The organism is Burkholderia cepacia, assembly GCF_001039005.1.
Taxonomy (GTDB): domain Bacteria; phylum Pseudomonadota; class Gammaproteobacteria; order Burkholderiales; family Burkholderiaceae; genus Burkholderia; species Burkholderia theae.
In genome coordinates this window covers 49,418-63,496 of sequence record NZ_LDWR01000029.1, presented here as the reverse complement: position 1 = coordinate 63,496, position 14,079 = coordinate 49,418, and the positions used below count along the sequence as shown (strand labels likewise).

Here is a 14,079-nt window from a genome sequence, read left to right as displayed (position 1 = left end):
CGCGTTTCCGGCCGGGCGGCATCGTAACGAAGGAGAACCAACGTGGACCAGTCTCAGGTCTTTCGCGCGATGATGCCCGGGTTGACGAGCGCCAACGGCGCCCGTATCGCGGTCGCCTATCCGTCGTTCCCCAGGCCGCTGCCGCTCGTGCGGCTCGACCGCCGCGGGCTCGTATTTCGTGCCGCCGGCGCCGCGCCGCTCGTCTGCGGGCTGCCGCGTGCGGCGACGCTGCTGGTCGCGGACGAGCCGCTCTGCTCGCTGCGCCTCGTGATCCGCGACATCGCCCCGACCGGCGACGGCCGACATGACCTGACGATGCAGCCATCCGGCGCCGCCGGCGACGAATTGCTGTGGCATGCACTGCGCGATCACGAACCTTACCGGCGGATTCAACACCCGCTCGCGCCCGTCGACACGCCCATCGCCACCGACGGCGAACCGCACGCGGCGGCCGGCGAGACCGGACCGCGCCCGTCGCGCAGCGCGGCCTTCCGCCTGCCGTGCCATAGCGATGCACTGTTCTTCGCGGACTGGCTCGAATATCACTTCGACGAGCTGCGTGCGCTGTCGCATCAGCACGGGCCGCAACTGCATCTCAATCAGCTCGAGCGACAAGTTGCCGACGACGAGGTCGGCGTGCGCTTCGTCTACGACATCGACGGGCACACGACGCGGCACGCGCTGACCGACTGCGCGCGCGAGGCCTGTGCCTGGATCGAGACGGAGATGCGCGACAAGTACGCACTGCCGGTCGCGCAGGAACGATTCAGCGCGTTTGCGGCGCACGCGCGGGCCGCCGGCATGTGAGTGCGGCAACGGCCGCGTCGATGCGAGGCGGACGGTATCGCAGCGAGTTGCATGGTTACAACGGGGGGCTTGCCAAGCTTCGGGTTTTCCCTTAAATTTACGCCTGTCTCCTCCATGTCTCCAAACATGGATTCAGCCCGCTCAAGCAGCGGGCTTTTTTATTGCCTGCGCGGATTGCGGGGCCATACCACCCTCCTCCTTCGCCGCCTGCCTGCTTGAGCATTCCGGCGCGCCACGATCTCGATCGGCCGGATTATCATCGGCGAGTCCGCCACGCTCCCCCGAGGCCATCTTGCACGCACATCTGCGCATTGCCCGCCCGGTCGGCAACCTCGCCAGAACCGAGCGCATGTATCGCGACGCCCTCGACTTGTCGGTGCTCGCGCGCTTCGAAGATCACGATGGCTTCTCCGGCGTGATGCTTGGACGCGAAGGTCTCGACTACCACTTCGAATTCACGCACTGTCCAGACCACCCGATCGCACCGTCCCCGACACCCGAGGACCTGATCGTGTTCTACCTGCCCGATCGCCCGGAATGGGAAGCCGCATGCGAGCGCGCGGCCGCACACGGCTTCATGCCGGTGACGTCGTTCAATCCGTACTGGGAGATATCAGGCCAGACCTTCGAGGATGCCGACGGCTACCGGATCGTGCTGCAGAACGGCACATGGCGCTGACAGGCAGACGCGCGTGAGTCGTCAAGCGCCGGCGTAGCCGCCGGGGCGCGCGACATATACGACGTGCCGCCGCAGCGCATGCCCTTCCGGCAACGCGGGATGATCGAAATCGCGCGCGGGCTGACGCTGCATGCCGAGCCGCTGCATCACGTGCTGCGATCGCAGGTTGGTGTCGGCCGTCCACGCAAGGATTTCACCGAGTCCGATCCGGTCGAATCCGTCGGCCAGTGCTGCGGCCGCTGCTTCCGCAACGTAGCCGCGCCCCCATGCGTGGCGCGCCTGCCGCCACATAACCTCGACGCATGGCGCCATCGGATGCGTTGCGCGCGCTTCGTGCGACAGGCCGCAAAGCCCGATCAGCATCGCATCGGCGCGACGCTCGACCACCCACGGACCGAACCCGTGCTCATCGAAATGCGCTTCGAAGCGCGCGATGAAGTCGCTCGCTTCATCGACGGACATCGGGCCGCGTGCGAGCCACGTCGTGACGTCCGGATGCGCATGCATCGCCGAAAGCGCACCCGCGTCCGACGGTCGCCAGCGACGCAGTGTCAGACGTTCGGTTTCGATCTTCGTTGGCGTGGTCATGGGTGATCCCGACGACGGACGGCGACGCAACGCGGGCAACGTCACGAACCCGGCTGCGAACGGATGAAGGGAAAATACGCGATCGCCGCCTCGGGAGGCGGCGATCGGAGGAGCAAGTAGCGAAAAACGGGCGCCTGGGCGCCCGCTGCGGTTACTCGTTTTCTTCGAAGTAGTGCCCAAACTTCATCTGCTTCGTGCGGATATAACGCTCGTTTTCCTCACGCACCGGCACTGCAAGCGCCACGCGCTCACAGACAGGAATGCCGTGCTTCGCGAGCGTATCGAACTTCTCCGGGTTGTTGCTCATCAGCCGCACCGACGTCACGCCGAGGATCCTGAGGATCGCGGCGGCCGAGTCGTATTCGCGGGCGTCGTCGGGCAGGCCGAGGTCGAGGTTCGCCTCGACCGTGTCGCGCCCCTGCTCCTGCAGCGCGTACGCGCGGATCTTGTTGCTCAGGCCGATCCCGCGACCCTCATGGCCGCGCAGATACAGCAGCACGCCGCGGTCTTCTGCCGCGATGTAGCGCAACGCGAGATCGAGCTGTTCGCCGCAATCGCAGCGGTACGAGCCGAACACGTCGCCGGTCAGGCATTCGGAATGCAGCCGCGTCAGCACGGACTGCTCGCCGGCCACGTCGCCCATCACGAGCGCGAGATGTTCGGCATCGCTGCCCGATACGCGGAACGCGTATGACGTGAACGTGCCGTAGCGCGTGGGCAGCGACGCCGTGGCGACGAGCGTCACGCACTCGTCGGCCTGGCCATTGCCCGGCGTGGGCGATTGGGGACGCGAAGACATCATGAATTCAATCGAAACGTTCAGGAATGTAGGAGTTGTGTGGATAGTGCGTGACCGGAGTTTACCGCTAATCTGGAAACGTCACGCGACTGCCGCCGCCCGCCCGGCTATACTGGGCTCATCGGGTGACACGCAGCACGCCTCGCATCGACCTGCACACGGAGAAAGCGAATGAGCACGACTGTCGCGCAGATTCTCAAGGCCAAGCCGGATTCGGGCCGCACCATCTACACCGTCAAGAAAACCGATTACGTCTACGACGCCATCAAGCTGATGGCGGAGAAGGGAATCGGCGCGCTCCTGGTCGTCGACGGCGACGACATCGCGGGCATCGTCACCGAGCGCGACTACGCGCGCAAGGTCGTCCTGCAGGACCGTTCGTCGAAAGCCACCCGCGTCGAGGAAATCATGACGGCGAAGGTGCGCTACGTCGAACCGTCGCAATCCACCGACGAGTGCATGGCGTTGATGACCGAGCACCGGATGCGCCACCTGCCCGTCCTCGACGGCGGCAAGCTGATCGGCCTCATCTCGATCGGCGACCTCGTGAAGAGCGTGATTGCCGATCAGCAGTTCACGATCAGCCAGCTCGAACACTATATCCACGGCACGCCCGCAGTCACGTCCGTCTGACCCGCTCCAGCAAAAAAGGCCCAAACGCGTTAGCGTCTGGGCGGAAAGCCGCCGGAATGCGGCGACGGAGGTTCTGCTCCTGCGGGCGAACGACGCGCGCGGCTGGCGCGCGTCTCGTCAATTAACTGGTGCGCTCGGGCAGATCCGGGGACGTTCAGTTACCGAAATAGACCGAGTTCACGGGGTTCGGTGCTTCCCGCGTCATGCGACGGCCTGCTTGGCCGGCACCCGTCGCCACGGCACCGTAGCCGCTCGTATCGGCCTGCGCGAGCATCGGCTGATTCGGCTGGATCCGTTGTTCGGCGGCCTGGATGTTGTTCGGGTATTGCGAATCGCTCGCCAGCGGCTTGTAGCCATTCTGTTCGAGTTGCACGAGTTCGGCCTTGACCTGATCGCGCGTCAGCCCCTGTTCGGACTGCGCAAACGATGCGATCGGAGCGGCAAGGACGGATGCGGCGATGGCTGCGTAGATGATCGACTTCATGATTTACCTCCGGAATATGTTCTCTTTTGACGTCGCCTCGGCAGGACTGTCTGAAGCGAATGAATCCAGTGTAGTGCTCGTCACTCCGAGGGGAAACCCTTAGTTTGAACATACAGCGTTGCGATTTTGACAAAAATTGCCCACTGTTTCTGGACCGAGCCCCTCTCACTTACTTCATCTACACAACAATCGCTGACGAAACGCCAACAGGCAGGTCACATGTCCGGAAGGTTGTGTTGTAGAATCGTAAGCTTATATTCGCCTGTCGATATTCCATCCACCATGTACGCGCACACGCCCTTTTCGGTTTCGCCGTCCGGCCCGGCCGGCGTGCGCGCGCACGCCGGCCATCCGGCGCATCCTCTCGCTCGACGCACGGCCCAGGTGCCGCTCGCCCCTGCCCGGCGCCTGATCTGACGGTTCGGTCTCCTCCCGGAGCCAGGTCAGACAGGCTCCGGGCGATCCTCATAGGCACGCCACGCCTGCCCCTGCCGATCATTTGGAGAACTTCCATGAAACAACGCCTTTACCAGTTGACCGAACTCGACGTCGCTCGCCTCGAGAAGCACGCCGAACACAACCCGCGCTTCCAGACGATGCTCGACACGCTGCTCGAGCGCGCCGACATCGTTGAGCCCGACACCATCAAGGCAAACGTCGTCACGATGAACTCGCAGATCACGCTGCTCGACGAAGCGACCCAGGAACAGGCCACCTGGACGATTGTTTATCCGGACGCCGCCAATCTTGAACTCGGCCGCCTGAACGTGTTCTCGCCTGTCGGCATGGCACTGCTGGGTACGCAACGCGGCCAGATGGTCAAGGTGATGCAGCCGAGCGGCGCCGAAAAGCTGATGAAGGTCGCCGCGATCGTGTTCCAGCCGGAAGCCAACGGCGAATACACGCGCTGACGCCGCCGGCGGGCCAGCACCGCGCCGCACCGGGCGCAGAACGAAAAAAGCGAGGCACAGGCCTCGCTTTTTTGCGTCCGGACGATCCGGCTTGTCGTCATCGCATGCTGCTGACGAAAAAAAAGGCGCCCGAAGGCGCCTTTTTCGATGCTGCGAAGCGGGTTACCCCGCCGTCACGCTTAGAAGCGGTGACGCAGACCAACCGTTGCTGCGGTTTGGTTGATCGACGAGCTCGGCAGAACCGAGTTGTCGCCGTTGTAGATCGATGCGCCGATGCCGTTCTTCGCTGCACGCTGGTACACAGCTTGTGCGTAGACGTCCGTGCGCTTCGACAGTGCGTAGTCAGCTTGCAGACCGAACTGGTTCCAGTGCGTGCTGCCGTTGTTGATCTTCGCGTTCGTGTACGTGTAAGCAGCACCCAGGCCGAGAGCCGGCGTCAGGTTGTACTTTGCGTTGACTTCGTAGTTGTCGGTGCGCACCGAGCCCAGGCTACCGACTGCATTGTTGTCGAGACGCGCTTGCGTCCATGCCGCGCCGACTTGTGCCGGACCGAATGCATAACCAGCAGCAGCACCGTACGTGCGGACGCGGCCTTGGCTAGCGATGCCACCGATCGCCGACGACGTTGCGCCGTTTGCGTTCGTACCGTCACCCAGGTTCGCTTGCGAGTATGCAGCAGCCAGCTTCAGACCTTGGAACTGGTATGCAGCACCCGCGCTGTACGCACGGTTGTTGCCGAAGTTCGTGTTGTTCGAGAACGAGTACGTGCCGCCGAATTGCAGGCCAGCGTAGTTCGCGCTCGTGAACTTGACCGTGTTGTTCTGTGCGACATCGCCGTTCGTGCTCAGACGGTCAAGGTTCAGCGGGTGCGCGAAGTACGTGCCGCCCCACGAGCCCGTTGCCGTCAGCGGCGCCAGGTAGTCTTGCGTTGCGTCGTATTGCTTACCCAGCGTGACCGTGCCGTACTGGCTCGACAGGCCGACGAAAGCTTGACGGTTGAACATGCCGCCGTTGCCGTTCGCGAACTTGCCGTTACCGATGTTGAAGCCGCTTTCCAACGTGAAGATTGCCTTCAGGCCGCCACCCAGGTCTTCCGAGCCACGCAGGCCGAAACGGCTCTGGTCAATGCCCGAACCCATCGACCAACGCGACTTGCCAGCTTGGCCCAGTGCCGGTTGGACGTTGCTTTGGTAGGTGATGCCTGCGTCCAGCACGCCGTACAGCGTGACGCTGCTTTGCGCGTGAGCGACGGTAGCGAACGATGCTGCAGCTGCTGCAACGATCAGAGTCTTGTTCATTCGTGGAGCTCCCTTCTAAAAAGAGGCAGGTCTCGCGACCTTGTTTCATAAACGGTCTCAACCGCCCGGGAACGCCATCGGTCCTGCTGGCCGCGCCCGGATAGTTGCCCGTTTGGGAACCGTGAGTTTAGGGGTGTACCCTAGGGGCGCGATCCGCGAATAAAGAAATAAGCTTTTCCAGAACTAGAAATAATGAAAGTGGGGCCGAGTTATAAGTATTTGTTTTAACGTTTGTTTTTGGCTTCTTGACGGCAGCTTTTTGGAGGCTTTCATCGCACCATTCTTTCGTGTCATCGTCTTGACGGTTGCATAGAAACAACAAACCACTCCGGGCAAACCCCATAAATCGGCAATTTTTACCTAATCCGACCTCGAATGGCGGGTTCCGGATTCCTGAAACGGGGCGGACAGAGGATAAACATCCGGTCGGTCGGACGAAGCCGACGTCACGCTACCGCGCGGCATGCCCGGACGCCCCGTGCGACGGCGGCAGCCGGCCCGGCCATCGACCGTGACATGCGGTAACAGGCTTAACCGCCTGCGTAACCCGGCCCGCCGACCGGCAGGCTAATGTAAGGCGAACCCGATTTCAGAATAGGACACGCCATGAATCGACGCTCGTTGTTGCGCGCCATCGGATTGACCGCCGCCTTTGTCGGCAGCGGCTGGCTCCGCGCCGCCTCGGCCCAGCCCGCGCCGCCCGTGTACCGGCCGTCCGGCCCGAACCGCGTGCCCGGCGGGCCGCCCTACGCCGACCGCCCGGGCTTCGGGCCGCCGGCGGCCCGGCACGACCGCCGACCGCCACCGCCGCGGCCGCATGGCTATATATGGGCCGACGGTTACTGGAGCTGGCAGCGCGGCCGCTATATATGGGTGTCCGGCCGCTGGGTCGCACGGCGCCCGGGGCGTCGGTGGGTTCCCGGCTACTGGCGCCGCCAGGGGCAGGTGTGGGTCTACGTCGACGGTTCGTGGCGCTAGGCAGTCGGCCGGCTCCGGCCGATGGAAGGTCCGGAGCCTGACAGCGCTCGCGAACCCGCGCCGTTCGGGCATGGAATCATGGCGCCTGGCCGGGTGCGCGCGAATCCTGCGCAGCCTGCCCTTCTCAGGGACGATCCCGGCCGCCCAAACCGACGCCAAAGCCTCAATCGGGCAACGCGTCGACAATCAACATGCCCGCCGATCCCCGGCGCGCAATCCTGCATCGACCGGATTCCTGCCGCTCCCTGATCGCACGCCGGCCAACAAAGGGTTGCATGTTTCGTTCGCCCCGATGCCAAGCCATCGATCCGGGCGTCGCGTCGCAAGCGCATCGCCGCATGTCCGACCAACACGGCAAAGCATCGACAGGCCTTCGATCCTGACGAAACCCTTCGGATAACGAAATCATGCGATGCCGATGCGTATGCATCCGGCCATCTCTCGTCGCATCGCGCGCCATCTGCGGCACACCGCCAATCAACGAAACGGTGCACGCGTTCCGCTCAGCGCCCGCCGCCCTCCGACTCCCGCGCACGACGGCGCGCCGCGCAGATCGCGCGATGATGTTCGTCGGCCCACTGGATCATCGCCTGCATCGGCGTCAGGAACGAACGCCCGAGGTCGGTCAGCGCATATTCGACGCGCGGCGGCACTTCGGCGAACAGCGTGCGGCTGACGAAGCCGTCCTGCTCGAGCCGCTTGAGCGTACGCGACAGCATCTGGTTCGACACATCGCCGATCGCGCGGCCGAGTTCGTTGAAGCGCATCGTTCCGCCGGACAGCGCTTCGAGCACGAGCAGGCTCCACTGGTCGCCGATGCGGTCGAGCACATCGCGGATCGGGCACGGCTGATCGAGTTCGACGGTTTCGTCGGCGGACGGCAACGGCATGGCGGGATTCTCTTTCACGGGCAACGCACGGTCATCGCGGTGTGACCTGTTCACACCGCGGTGACTTCTTGTGACGGGTTCGCGGCAACTGTACCATTCGATCGGCCCGGCAGCCGCCCGGATTCGCCAGTTCAACGAAGCATGACGATGCCGCGCGGCGTCGCGATTCCAGTAGCCGCGACGCCACGGGCTTCACGGCGAACCCTTTGCATCGCTGCGGCGCATGCGTGCCTGCAGCCACGCCCGCATGCCTCACCGATCATCACGATCGGCGCAACCCGCGGTCGCGCATCGCGCACCGACCCACGAACCATCAGACAAGGAAAACGCTACATGTCATCGCTCCGCTCCCCCGTTCGCGCCGTAGCCGCATTCGTCCTGCTGGCCGCATCGGCCGCCGCGCTGGCCGCCGGCCCGGCCCCGCGCGACCTCGCCGCCGAGGAAGCGAACCGCCAGCTCGTGCTGACGTTCTACGACCGCTTCTTCAACAAGCACGAAGCAATCCAGGCCGCCGCCGTCGTCGCGGACGACTACAAGCAGCACAACCCGCACGTGCCCGACGGCAAGAAGCCGTTCGTGTCGTACTTCGTCGGCGCCTTCCAGAAGAACCCCGCATCGCGCGCACGCATCGTCCGCAGCGCGACCGACGGCGACCTCGTCTACCTGCACGTGCATGCGACCGAGCGTCCGGGCGATCGCGGCGAAGCAGTCGTCGACATCTTCCGCGTGAAGGACGGCAAGATCGTCGAGCATTGGGACGTGATCCAGCCGGTGCCCGAAACAGCCGCGAACAAGAACACGATGTTCTGACACGCGGGGCCGGTGCGCGACGAAGCGCGCCGCCTGTTGACGGCAGATCCGGCAGCCGCACCGGCCAGGTGCGGCTGCCCCGCGCCGGCGAACTCCCCTACAATCGAGCATCGCCGCCGCACCGGCCTCCGTCTCGCCTGACCGCACCGCCGGCCGCCGCCCCGCCAGCGCGCGGCCGCACACGAAGCACGGCCGGCACACGCGGCCGTTCGCGAAGACGGTGTCAACGATGAGCCCCGCCCACATTTCCCTGAGCAACGCCGGCGACCTGATCGCCAGCCTCGGCAGTCCGCAGTTTCCCGCCCGGCTTTGGGCGTGGCTGCGCGAAACCGTCGACCCGCAGTCCCATTACAGCGTCGCGACGCGTTACCGGCGCGACGCGCCGTCGAAATCGGTCGACGGCGTCGACGTGCTGTTCTTCGCCGGCGGCGACGACCCCGACGGCACGCGCCATGCGCTCGATCTGTATACACAGGGCGAGTGGCGCACCGACACGCTGCTCCCGCATATCGAGCGCACCACCGATTCGCAGCTCGTGTTCTCGTGCAACGAGGAAGTCGACACGGCGACCGAGTACGGCCGCCAATTCGCGCTCGGCGAGCTCGGCGAAGACTGCACGCTGCTCGGCAGCGAGCGCGACTACGTCTATGCGTTCTCGCTGTTCCGCCGGCGCGGCCAGCCGTCGTACACGCTGGCCGAACTGGCGCTGCTGCGGCAGCTCGGCGATTTCGTGCTGCCGCTCCTGATCCAGCATGCGCGGCTCGCGCGCCTGACGCCGCGTTCCGACGATGGCGCGCTGCTGCAGCGGTTCGAACAGCGGCTGTCGGCCAGCGGTGCAGCGCTGTCGCAGCGCGAACGGCTCGTGTGCCGCGCCGTGCTGCAGGGCCAACCCGTCCCGCAGATCGCCGACACGCTCGCGCTGAAGCCGAGCAGCGTGCGCACCTATCTCGGGCGCGCGCTCGCGAAACTCGGTGTCCCGAACCGGGCCGGGCTGTTCGCGTGGTGCGTGACCGAAGAAGCGCCGCTGGAAGACCGTAGTCACTAGACGACGCCACCGCGTCATCGCAGCACCCATCCCCCCGCCGCCTTTGTCGCGGGTTGTCCTCAAAACGATGACAGACAGCCGGCCGCCCCGCTCCTAGTATCTGACTCACCCGACGACAGGAACGCGTCGGATGCCACGGAGACACGGAATGCCGCATACCGGATGGACGCCGGCCCGCACGGCCGCAAGCGCGCCGCCCATCGATTTGCCGATGCGGACGCCTCGGCGAAACCGGCATGACGCGCTGGCGGCGGCCGGCATTCGCCGGGGCCCACCGCCGTCCCCGCCGCGCAGCACCGGCACCTAACGCCACACCCCATTCCAACCCGACCGGGTACACGCGACCGGACGAGCCAGACGGCCCGCCCGCGGGACACGTGCGCCCGTCGATCAGCCCCCGATCCGGAGGAGACACATGCAACACGCCGATACCATCTATCTGAATGGCCTGCTTTACACGGGCGATGCGCAGCGCCGCTTCGCGCAGGCGCTCGCCACGACGGACGGCAAGATCGTCGCGGTCGGCCGCGACGACGACATCCGCCCGCTGGCCGGCCCCGCGACGCGGATGGTCGACCTGGCCGGCCGGCTGATGCTGCCGGGCCTCATCGACGGTCACGTGCACCCGCTCGAAGGCCACCAGATCCTCGGCGACTTCGACCTGTCCGGCATCAACGATCCCGACGCGATCCTGCAGCGCATCCGCGCGTGCGCCGATGCGACGCCGAACGAACCGTGGGTCTATCTCGGCGGCGCCAACCTCGCCGCGTTCGGCGCGTATCCGACCCGCGAGCTGCTCGACCGGATCGTGCCCGACCGACCGCTGCTCGTGGTCGGCTTCGACGTGCACAGCGGCTGTCTCAACACGAAGGGGCTCGAAGCGGCCGGCATCAACGCCAATACGCCCGATCCGACCGGCGGCGTTTACGAGCGCGACGCGGCGGGTGCGCCGAACGGCGTCGTGCATGAAGCGGCGTTCTACCGGATCTGCCCGATCATTCCGCAACTGAGCCCGGCCGGCTACCCGAAATCGCTCGCGAAAGCGCACGCGATGGCGCACGGTTTCGGCATCACGGGCTGGTTCGACGCGCGTGTCGAGGAGGCCGAGCTCAAGGCCTACGCCACCGCGCAGCGCGCCGGCACGCTCAAGGCCTACATGAGCGCGGGCCTCTATGCGAACCCGCGCCGCGACCCGCGCGAGCAGGTCGAACGCTTCGTCGCGTGGCGTCGCGAATACGAGTGCGACAACCTGCGTCTGCATACGGTGAAGATCTTCGTCGACGGCGTGCCCGAATCGAAGACCGCCGCGCTGCTCGAGCCATACGCCGGCACCGACGACTGCGGCCTTGCGCTGTGGAGCCAGGACGCCTTGAGCGAGATCTGCCTGCTCGCCGATACGGCCGGCTTCGACCTGCACTTCCATACGCTCGCCGACCGCGCGGTGCGCATGACGCTCGACGCGCTCGAGTACGTGCAACGCCGCAACGGGATGCGCGACCGGCGCGCGCAGCTTGCGCACCTGCAGCTCGTCGATCCGGCCGACATGAGCCGCTTCAACCGGCTCGGCGCGATCGCGAGCGTGCAGACGCTGTGGACGGCTGCTCGCGAGGAGCAGCAACAGCTCTATCGCGACCTGCTCGGCGCCGAGCGCACCGCCCGCAACTATCCGTTCCGCAGCCTGCGCAACGCGGGCGCGATGCTCGCGGCCGGATCCGACTGGTCGGTCAGCACGATGGACCCGATGCAGATCATCCAGACCGGCGTCACGCACCTGCTGATCGACCAGCCCGACAGCCCGCCGTGGAATCCGCACGAGCGCCTCGACCTGCTCACGATGCTCGAAGCCTATACGGTGAACACTGCGTATGCGCTGCGCTTCGACGACTGCACGGGCTCGCTCGAAGCGGGCAAGGACGCGAGCTTCGCGATCCTCGACCGCAATCCGTTCGCGCATCCGGTCGAGACGTTCGCGCAAACCCGCGTGATCGAGACGTGCTTCCGCGGCGAAGTCGTGTACGCCGCGCCGGGCTGGGCCGACTGAAGCGCGGATCGGGCGACCGTCAGGCGACGCCGAGCGCGAGCACCTGCTCGGTCGTCAGCACGTCGCCGAACGTGTCAGACAGCGCGGCCAGCGTCGCGCGATGGAGGTCGCGGTGCGGCACCGTGCCGCCGTCCGCGACATCGAGGTCGCGCGTTGCGCATGCGTCGTCGACGACGATCACCGCATAACCGAGCGGCACCGCATCGCGTGCCGCGCCGGCAACGCACGCATGCGTCATCAGGCCCGTGACGATCAACGTGTCGACGCCGGCCGCCTTCAGGCGCGCGTCGATGTCCGTCGTCGGGAACACGCTCACCGTCGTTTTCTTCACGACCGCGTGATGCGGCGCCGGCTGCAGGTCCGCATGAAAGCGGAAGCCGTCGCTGCCGTCGGCGAAGATCGGGCTGTCGGCCGTATCGACGTGCTGGACGTGAAACACCGGAATGCCCGCGCGATCGGCGAACGCGATCACGCGCCGCGCATTGCCCAGCGCGCGCGGCCCTTCCGGAATCGGCAGCCGGCCGCTGAAATATTCGTTCTGGAAATCGATCACCAGCAGCGCGGTGCGGGCGGCGTCGATGGACGTCGGCGCCGTCGCGCCTGCCAGGGTACGGATGGTCGGGTGTTGCATGGGTCGCTCTCTCGGTTGGCATATCGAACGGAACGGCGCGCCGGGCCTGCCGGCGCCGCCGGACGCGGCCTGGGGCCTCCCCGACCGCGAGGCGCCAGTGTCGGGCCGCGCGGCTTCGCGCGACAGCGGCGCGCGGGACAACGTCCGACAGGATCGGGCCAACGTGCGCGAGCGCCTACGACAGCGCGGCCGTTCGCGCACCCGGCTGCGTGCGTCCGTACGCGGCCATCATCACGAAGCTGAGCAGGAAGCCCGCGCCGCCGATCAGCAGCAGGCCGATCTCGCCGAACACCGGCAGCAGGTTCGTGAGCGCACCCGTCACGACCCACGCGACGGCCATCACCGAGCCCGCGACGCCGAGCGCCCAGCCCTGCCGGTCCGCGCTGACGGCATCGGAGAACGCCGTATACATGGTCGTGTACGCAACCATGTCGAAACAGCCGACGACCATCGCGAGCACCCACAGCACAGGTTCGTGCGGAAACAGCGCGGACAGGATCTGGCCGACGCCGGCAACGAGCAGGCCCGTCTTCGCGATATCGATCACGCGCCACACGCGCAGCATCAGCCGCACGACGAACAGCAGGCCGAACACGAAACAGAGGCCGATCACGCCGCTGAACAGCCCGAGCCGCGCGCTCGTGTAGCCGAATTTCGCCTGCAGCAGCAACATGATGGTCTGCAGGTAGAGCCCGTAACCGACCTGCATCAGGAAGAACACCGCCGACAGGAACGCGACATTGCGCTGGCGCGCGGCCTCCCGGATGATCCGCAGCGGCAGCAGCGGATCGATGCGCGTATCGCCGCGCGGCGCGGCCGAATCGCGATACGACGCCCAGGTCCAGAACGCGCAAGTCAGCGACAGCACTGCGACCAGCACGAACGGCGTGCCGTAATCGAACAGTGGCGAGATCGTCCGGTCCGACGTGACGCCGCCGAGCACGGGGCCGACGATCACGCCCGCACTGAACGCGAGCGACATGATGCTCATGTTGTACGCCTTGGTCTCGGGTGTGCTCAGGTCGGTGATCGCCGCCTGCGCGATGCCCTGGCAGCCGGCCAGCAGGCCGGTGAGCCCGCGTCCGGCCAGCAGCAGCGCGACGCTCGCATGCCATGCGCCGGCCGCCATCATCGCGTAGCCGGCCGCGAGACCGAGCACGCACAACAGCATGATTCTGCGGCGGCCGTAGCGATCGGACAGTTCGCCCATCAGCGACGAGCCGAAGAACATGCACAGCGGGTAGATCCCGTAGCCGAGACCGAGGTAGAAATTGCGCGCATGCGCACCGGCGTCGGCCGGCAGGATGCCCGCGTGCGGATCGCTGAAGATCGCGGACATCATCGGATAAACGAGCCCGAACCCCATCGCGTCGATCGCGATGGCGAGCAGGCAGGGGCCGAGCAGCTTGTAGTCGAGCCGGGACATGGCGACCTTCCGGACAGAGTGGATGATCGCCCAAGCGTAATGATCGGGCGGCCGCCGCG

General features: G+C 66.0%; 15 protein-coding genes. 8 read left to right on the top strand and 7 right to left on the bottom strand.

The window, feature by feature from the left end:
• Positions 1-42: 42 nt before the first annotated feature.
• Positions 43-807 (top strand): hypothetical protein, encoded by a 765-nt coding sequence (locus VL15_RS17805; RefSeq protein ID WP_048247279.1) that lies wholly within the window; start codon positions 43-45, stop codon positions 805-807.
• Between the two features lie 292 nt (positions 808-1,099).
• On the top strand, positions 1,100-1,486 hold the full coding sequence (locus VL15_RS17800; RefSeq protein WP_048247277.1) for a VOC family protein: 387 nt from the start codon (positions 1,100-1,102) through the stop codon (positions 1,484-1,486).
• 21 nt (positions 1,487-1,507) lie between these two features.
• Here the strand turns inward: VL15_RS17800 and VL15_RS17795 are convergent, their stop codons facing one another.
• Positions 1,508-2,074, bottom strand: coding sequence for a GNAT family N-acetyltransferase (locus tag VL15_RS17795; RefSeq protein WP_048247275.1), 567 nt, complete (start codon positions 2,072-2,074; stop codon positions 1,508-1,510).
• A gap of 151 nt (positions 2,075-2,225) precedes the next feature.
• A complete protein-coding gene (ribA, locus tag VL15_RS17790; protein WP_048247273.1) occupies positions 2,226-2,876 on the bottom strand; it encodes a GTP cyclohydrolase II in 651 nt (216 codons plus the stop codon).
• A gap of 168 nt (positions 2,877-3,044) precedes the next feature.
• Between ribA and VL15_RS17785 the strand changes: the two genes are divergently transcribed.
• Positions 3,045-3,506 carry a CBS domain-containing protein gene (locus VL15_RS17785; protein ID WP_048247270.1) on the top strand — a complete coding sequence of 154 codons (462 nt, stop codon included), beginning with the start codon at positions 3,045-3,047 and terminating at the stop codon, positions 3,504-3,506.
• Between the two features lie 154 nt (positions 3,507-3,660).
• Here VL15_RS17785 and VL15_RS17780 read toward each other — a convergent pair whose 3' ends face one another.
• On the bottom strand, positions 3,661-3,990 hold the full coding sequence (locus tag VL15_RS17780) for a DUF4148 domain-containing protein (RefSeq protein ID WP_048247268.1): 330 nt from the start codon (positions 3,988-3,990) through the stop codon (positions 3,661-3,663).
• A 512-nt stretch (positions 3,991-4,502) separates the two neighbouring features.
• On the opposite strand from VL15_RS17780, the gene VL15_RS17775 reads away from it, so the two are divergent.
• The gene (locus tag VL15_RS17775) at positions 4,503-4,901 is read left to right on the top strand and encodes a GreA/GreB family elongation factor (protein WP_048247266.1); all 399 of its coding nucleotides are present in this window, start codon (positions 4,503-4,505) and stop codon (positions 4,899-4,901) included.
• A gap of 179 nt (positions 4,902-5,080) precedes the next feature.
• On the opposite strand, the gene VL15_RS17770 is transcribed toward VL15_RS17775, so the two are convergent.
• Complete coding sequence (locus VL15_RS17770; RefSeq protein ID WP_048247264.1) at positions 5,081-6,199, bottom strand: porin; 1,119 nt, start codon at positions 6,197-6,199, stop codon at positions 5,081-5,083.
• 606 nt (positions 6,200-6,805) lie between these two features.
• Between VL15_RS17770 and VL15_RS17765 the strand changes: the two genes are divergently transcribed.
• Positions 6,806-7,177 carry a YXWGXW repeat-containing protein gene (locus VL15_RS17765; RefSeq protein ID WP_048247262.1) on the top strand — a complete coding sequence of 124 codons (372 nt, stop codon included), beginning with the start codon at positions 6,806-6,808 and terminating at the stop codon, positions 7,175-7,177.
• Between the two features lie 503 nt (positions 7,178-7,680).
• On the opposite strand, the gene VL15_RS17760 is transcribed toward VL15_RS17765, so the two are convergent.
• On the bottom strand, positions 7,681-8,067 hold the full coding sequence (locus tag VL15_RS17760) for a winged helix-turn-helix transcriptional regulator (RefSeq protein WP_048247261.1): 387 nt from the start codon (positions 8,065-8,067) through the stop codon (positions 7,681-7,683).
• A 333-nt stretch (positions 8,068-8,400) separates the two neighbouring features.
• Here VL15_RS17760 and VL15_RS17755 point away from each other — a divergent pair, with 333 nt between their 5' ends.
• The 3 genes from VL15_RS17755 (at position 8,401) to VL15_RS17745 (ending at position 11,963) form a co-directional block, all read left to right on the top strand.
• Positions 8,401-8,877 carry a nuclear transport factor 2 family protein gene (locus VL15_RS17755; protein WP_048247259.1) on the top strand — a complete coding sequence of 159 codons (477 nt, stop codon included), beginning with the start codon at positions 8,401-8,403 and terminating at the stop codon, positions 8,875-8,877.
• Between the two features lie 229 nt (positions 8,878-9,106).
• On the top strand, positions 9,107-9,922 hold the full coding sequence (locus tag VL15_RS17750) for a helix-turn-helix transcriptional regulator (RefSeq protein WP_155420249.1): 816 nt from the start codon (positions 9,107-9,109) through the stop codon (positions 9,920-9,922).
• A 415-nt stretch (positions 9,923-10,337) separates the two neighbouring features.
• Positions 10,338-11,963 carry an amidohydrolase gene (locus VL15_RS17745; protein WP_048247255.1) on the top strand — a complete coding sequence of 542 codons (1,626 nt, stop codon included), beginning with the start codon at positions 10,338-10,340 and terminating at the stop codon, positions 11,961-11,963.
• A gap of 19 nt (positions 11,964-11,982) precedes the next feature.
• Here VL15_RS17745 and VL15_RS17740 read toward each other — a convergent pair whose 3' ends face one another.
• A complete protein-coding gene (locus VL15_RS17740; RefSeq protein WP_048247253.1) occupies positions 11,983-12,594 on the bottom strand; it encodes a cysteine hydrolase family protein in 612 nt (203 codons plus the stop codon).
• A gap of 175 nt (positions 12,595-12,769) precedes the next feature.
• On the bottom strand, positions 12,770-14,020 hold the full coding sequence (locus VL15_RS17735; protein WP_048247251.1) for an MFS transporter: 1,251 nt from the start codon (positions 14,018-14,020) through the stop codon (positions 12,770-12,772).
• Positions 14,021-14,079 lie beyond the last annotated feature (59 nt).

Excerpts from the sequence above, each read along its gene's own strand:
- VL15_RS17780 (WP_048247268.1), bottom strand. The coding sequence starts at position 3,990 with ATGAAGTCGATCATCTACGCAGCCATCGCCGCATCCGTCCTTGCCGCT.
- VL15_RS17755 (WP_048247259.1), top strand. The coding sequence starts at position 8,401 with ATGTCATCGCTCCGCTCCCCCGTTCGCGCCGTAGCCGCATTCGTCCTG.
- VL15_RS17750 (WP_155420249.1), top strand. The coding sequence starts at position 9,107 with ATGAGCCCCGCCCACATTTCCCTGAGCAACGCCGGCGACCTGATCGCC.
- VL15_RS17735 (WP_048247251.1), bottom strand. The coding sequence starts at position 14,020 with ATGTCCCGGCTCGACTACAAGCTGCTCGGCCCCTGCCTGCTCGCCATC.
- VL15_RS17770 (WP_048247264.1), bottom strand. The coding sequence starts at position 6,199 with ATGAACAAGACTCTGATCGTTGCAGCAGCTGCAGCATCGTTCGCTACC.
- VL15_RS17795 (WP_048247275.1), bottom strand. The coding sequence starts at position 2,074 with ATGACCACGCCAACGAAGATCGAAACCGAACGTCTGACACTGCGTCGC.
- VL15_RS17765 (WP_048247262.1), top strand. The coding sequence starts at position 6,806 with ATGAATCGACGCTCGTTGTTGCGCGCCATCGGATTGACCGCCGCCTTT.
- VL15_RS17785 (WP_048247270.1), top strand. The coding sequence starts at position 3,045 with ATGAGCACGACTGTCGCGCAGATTCTCAAGGCCAAGCCGGATTCGGGC.
- VL15_RS17740 (WP_048247253.1), bottom strand. The coding sequence starts at position 12,594 with ATGCAACACCCGACCATCCGTACCCTGGCAGGCGCGACGGCGCCGACG.
- VL15_RS17745 (WP_048247255.1), top strand. The coding sequence starts at position 10,338 with ATGCAACACGCCGATACCATCTATCTGAATGGCCTGCTTTACACGGGC.
- ribA (WP_048247273.1), bottom strand. The coding sequence starts at position 2,876 with ATGATGTCTTCGCGTCCCCAATCGCCCACGCCGGGCAATGGCCAGGCC.
- VL15_RS17760 (WP_048247261.1), bottom strand. The coding sequence starts at position 8,067 with ATGCCGTTGCCGTCCGCCGACGAAACCGTCGAACTCGATCAGCCGTGC.
- VL15_RS17775 (WP_048247266.1), top strand. The coding sequence starts at position 4,503 with ATGAAACAACGCCTTTACCAGTTGACCGAACTCGACGTCGCTCGCCTC.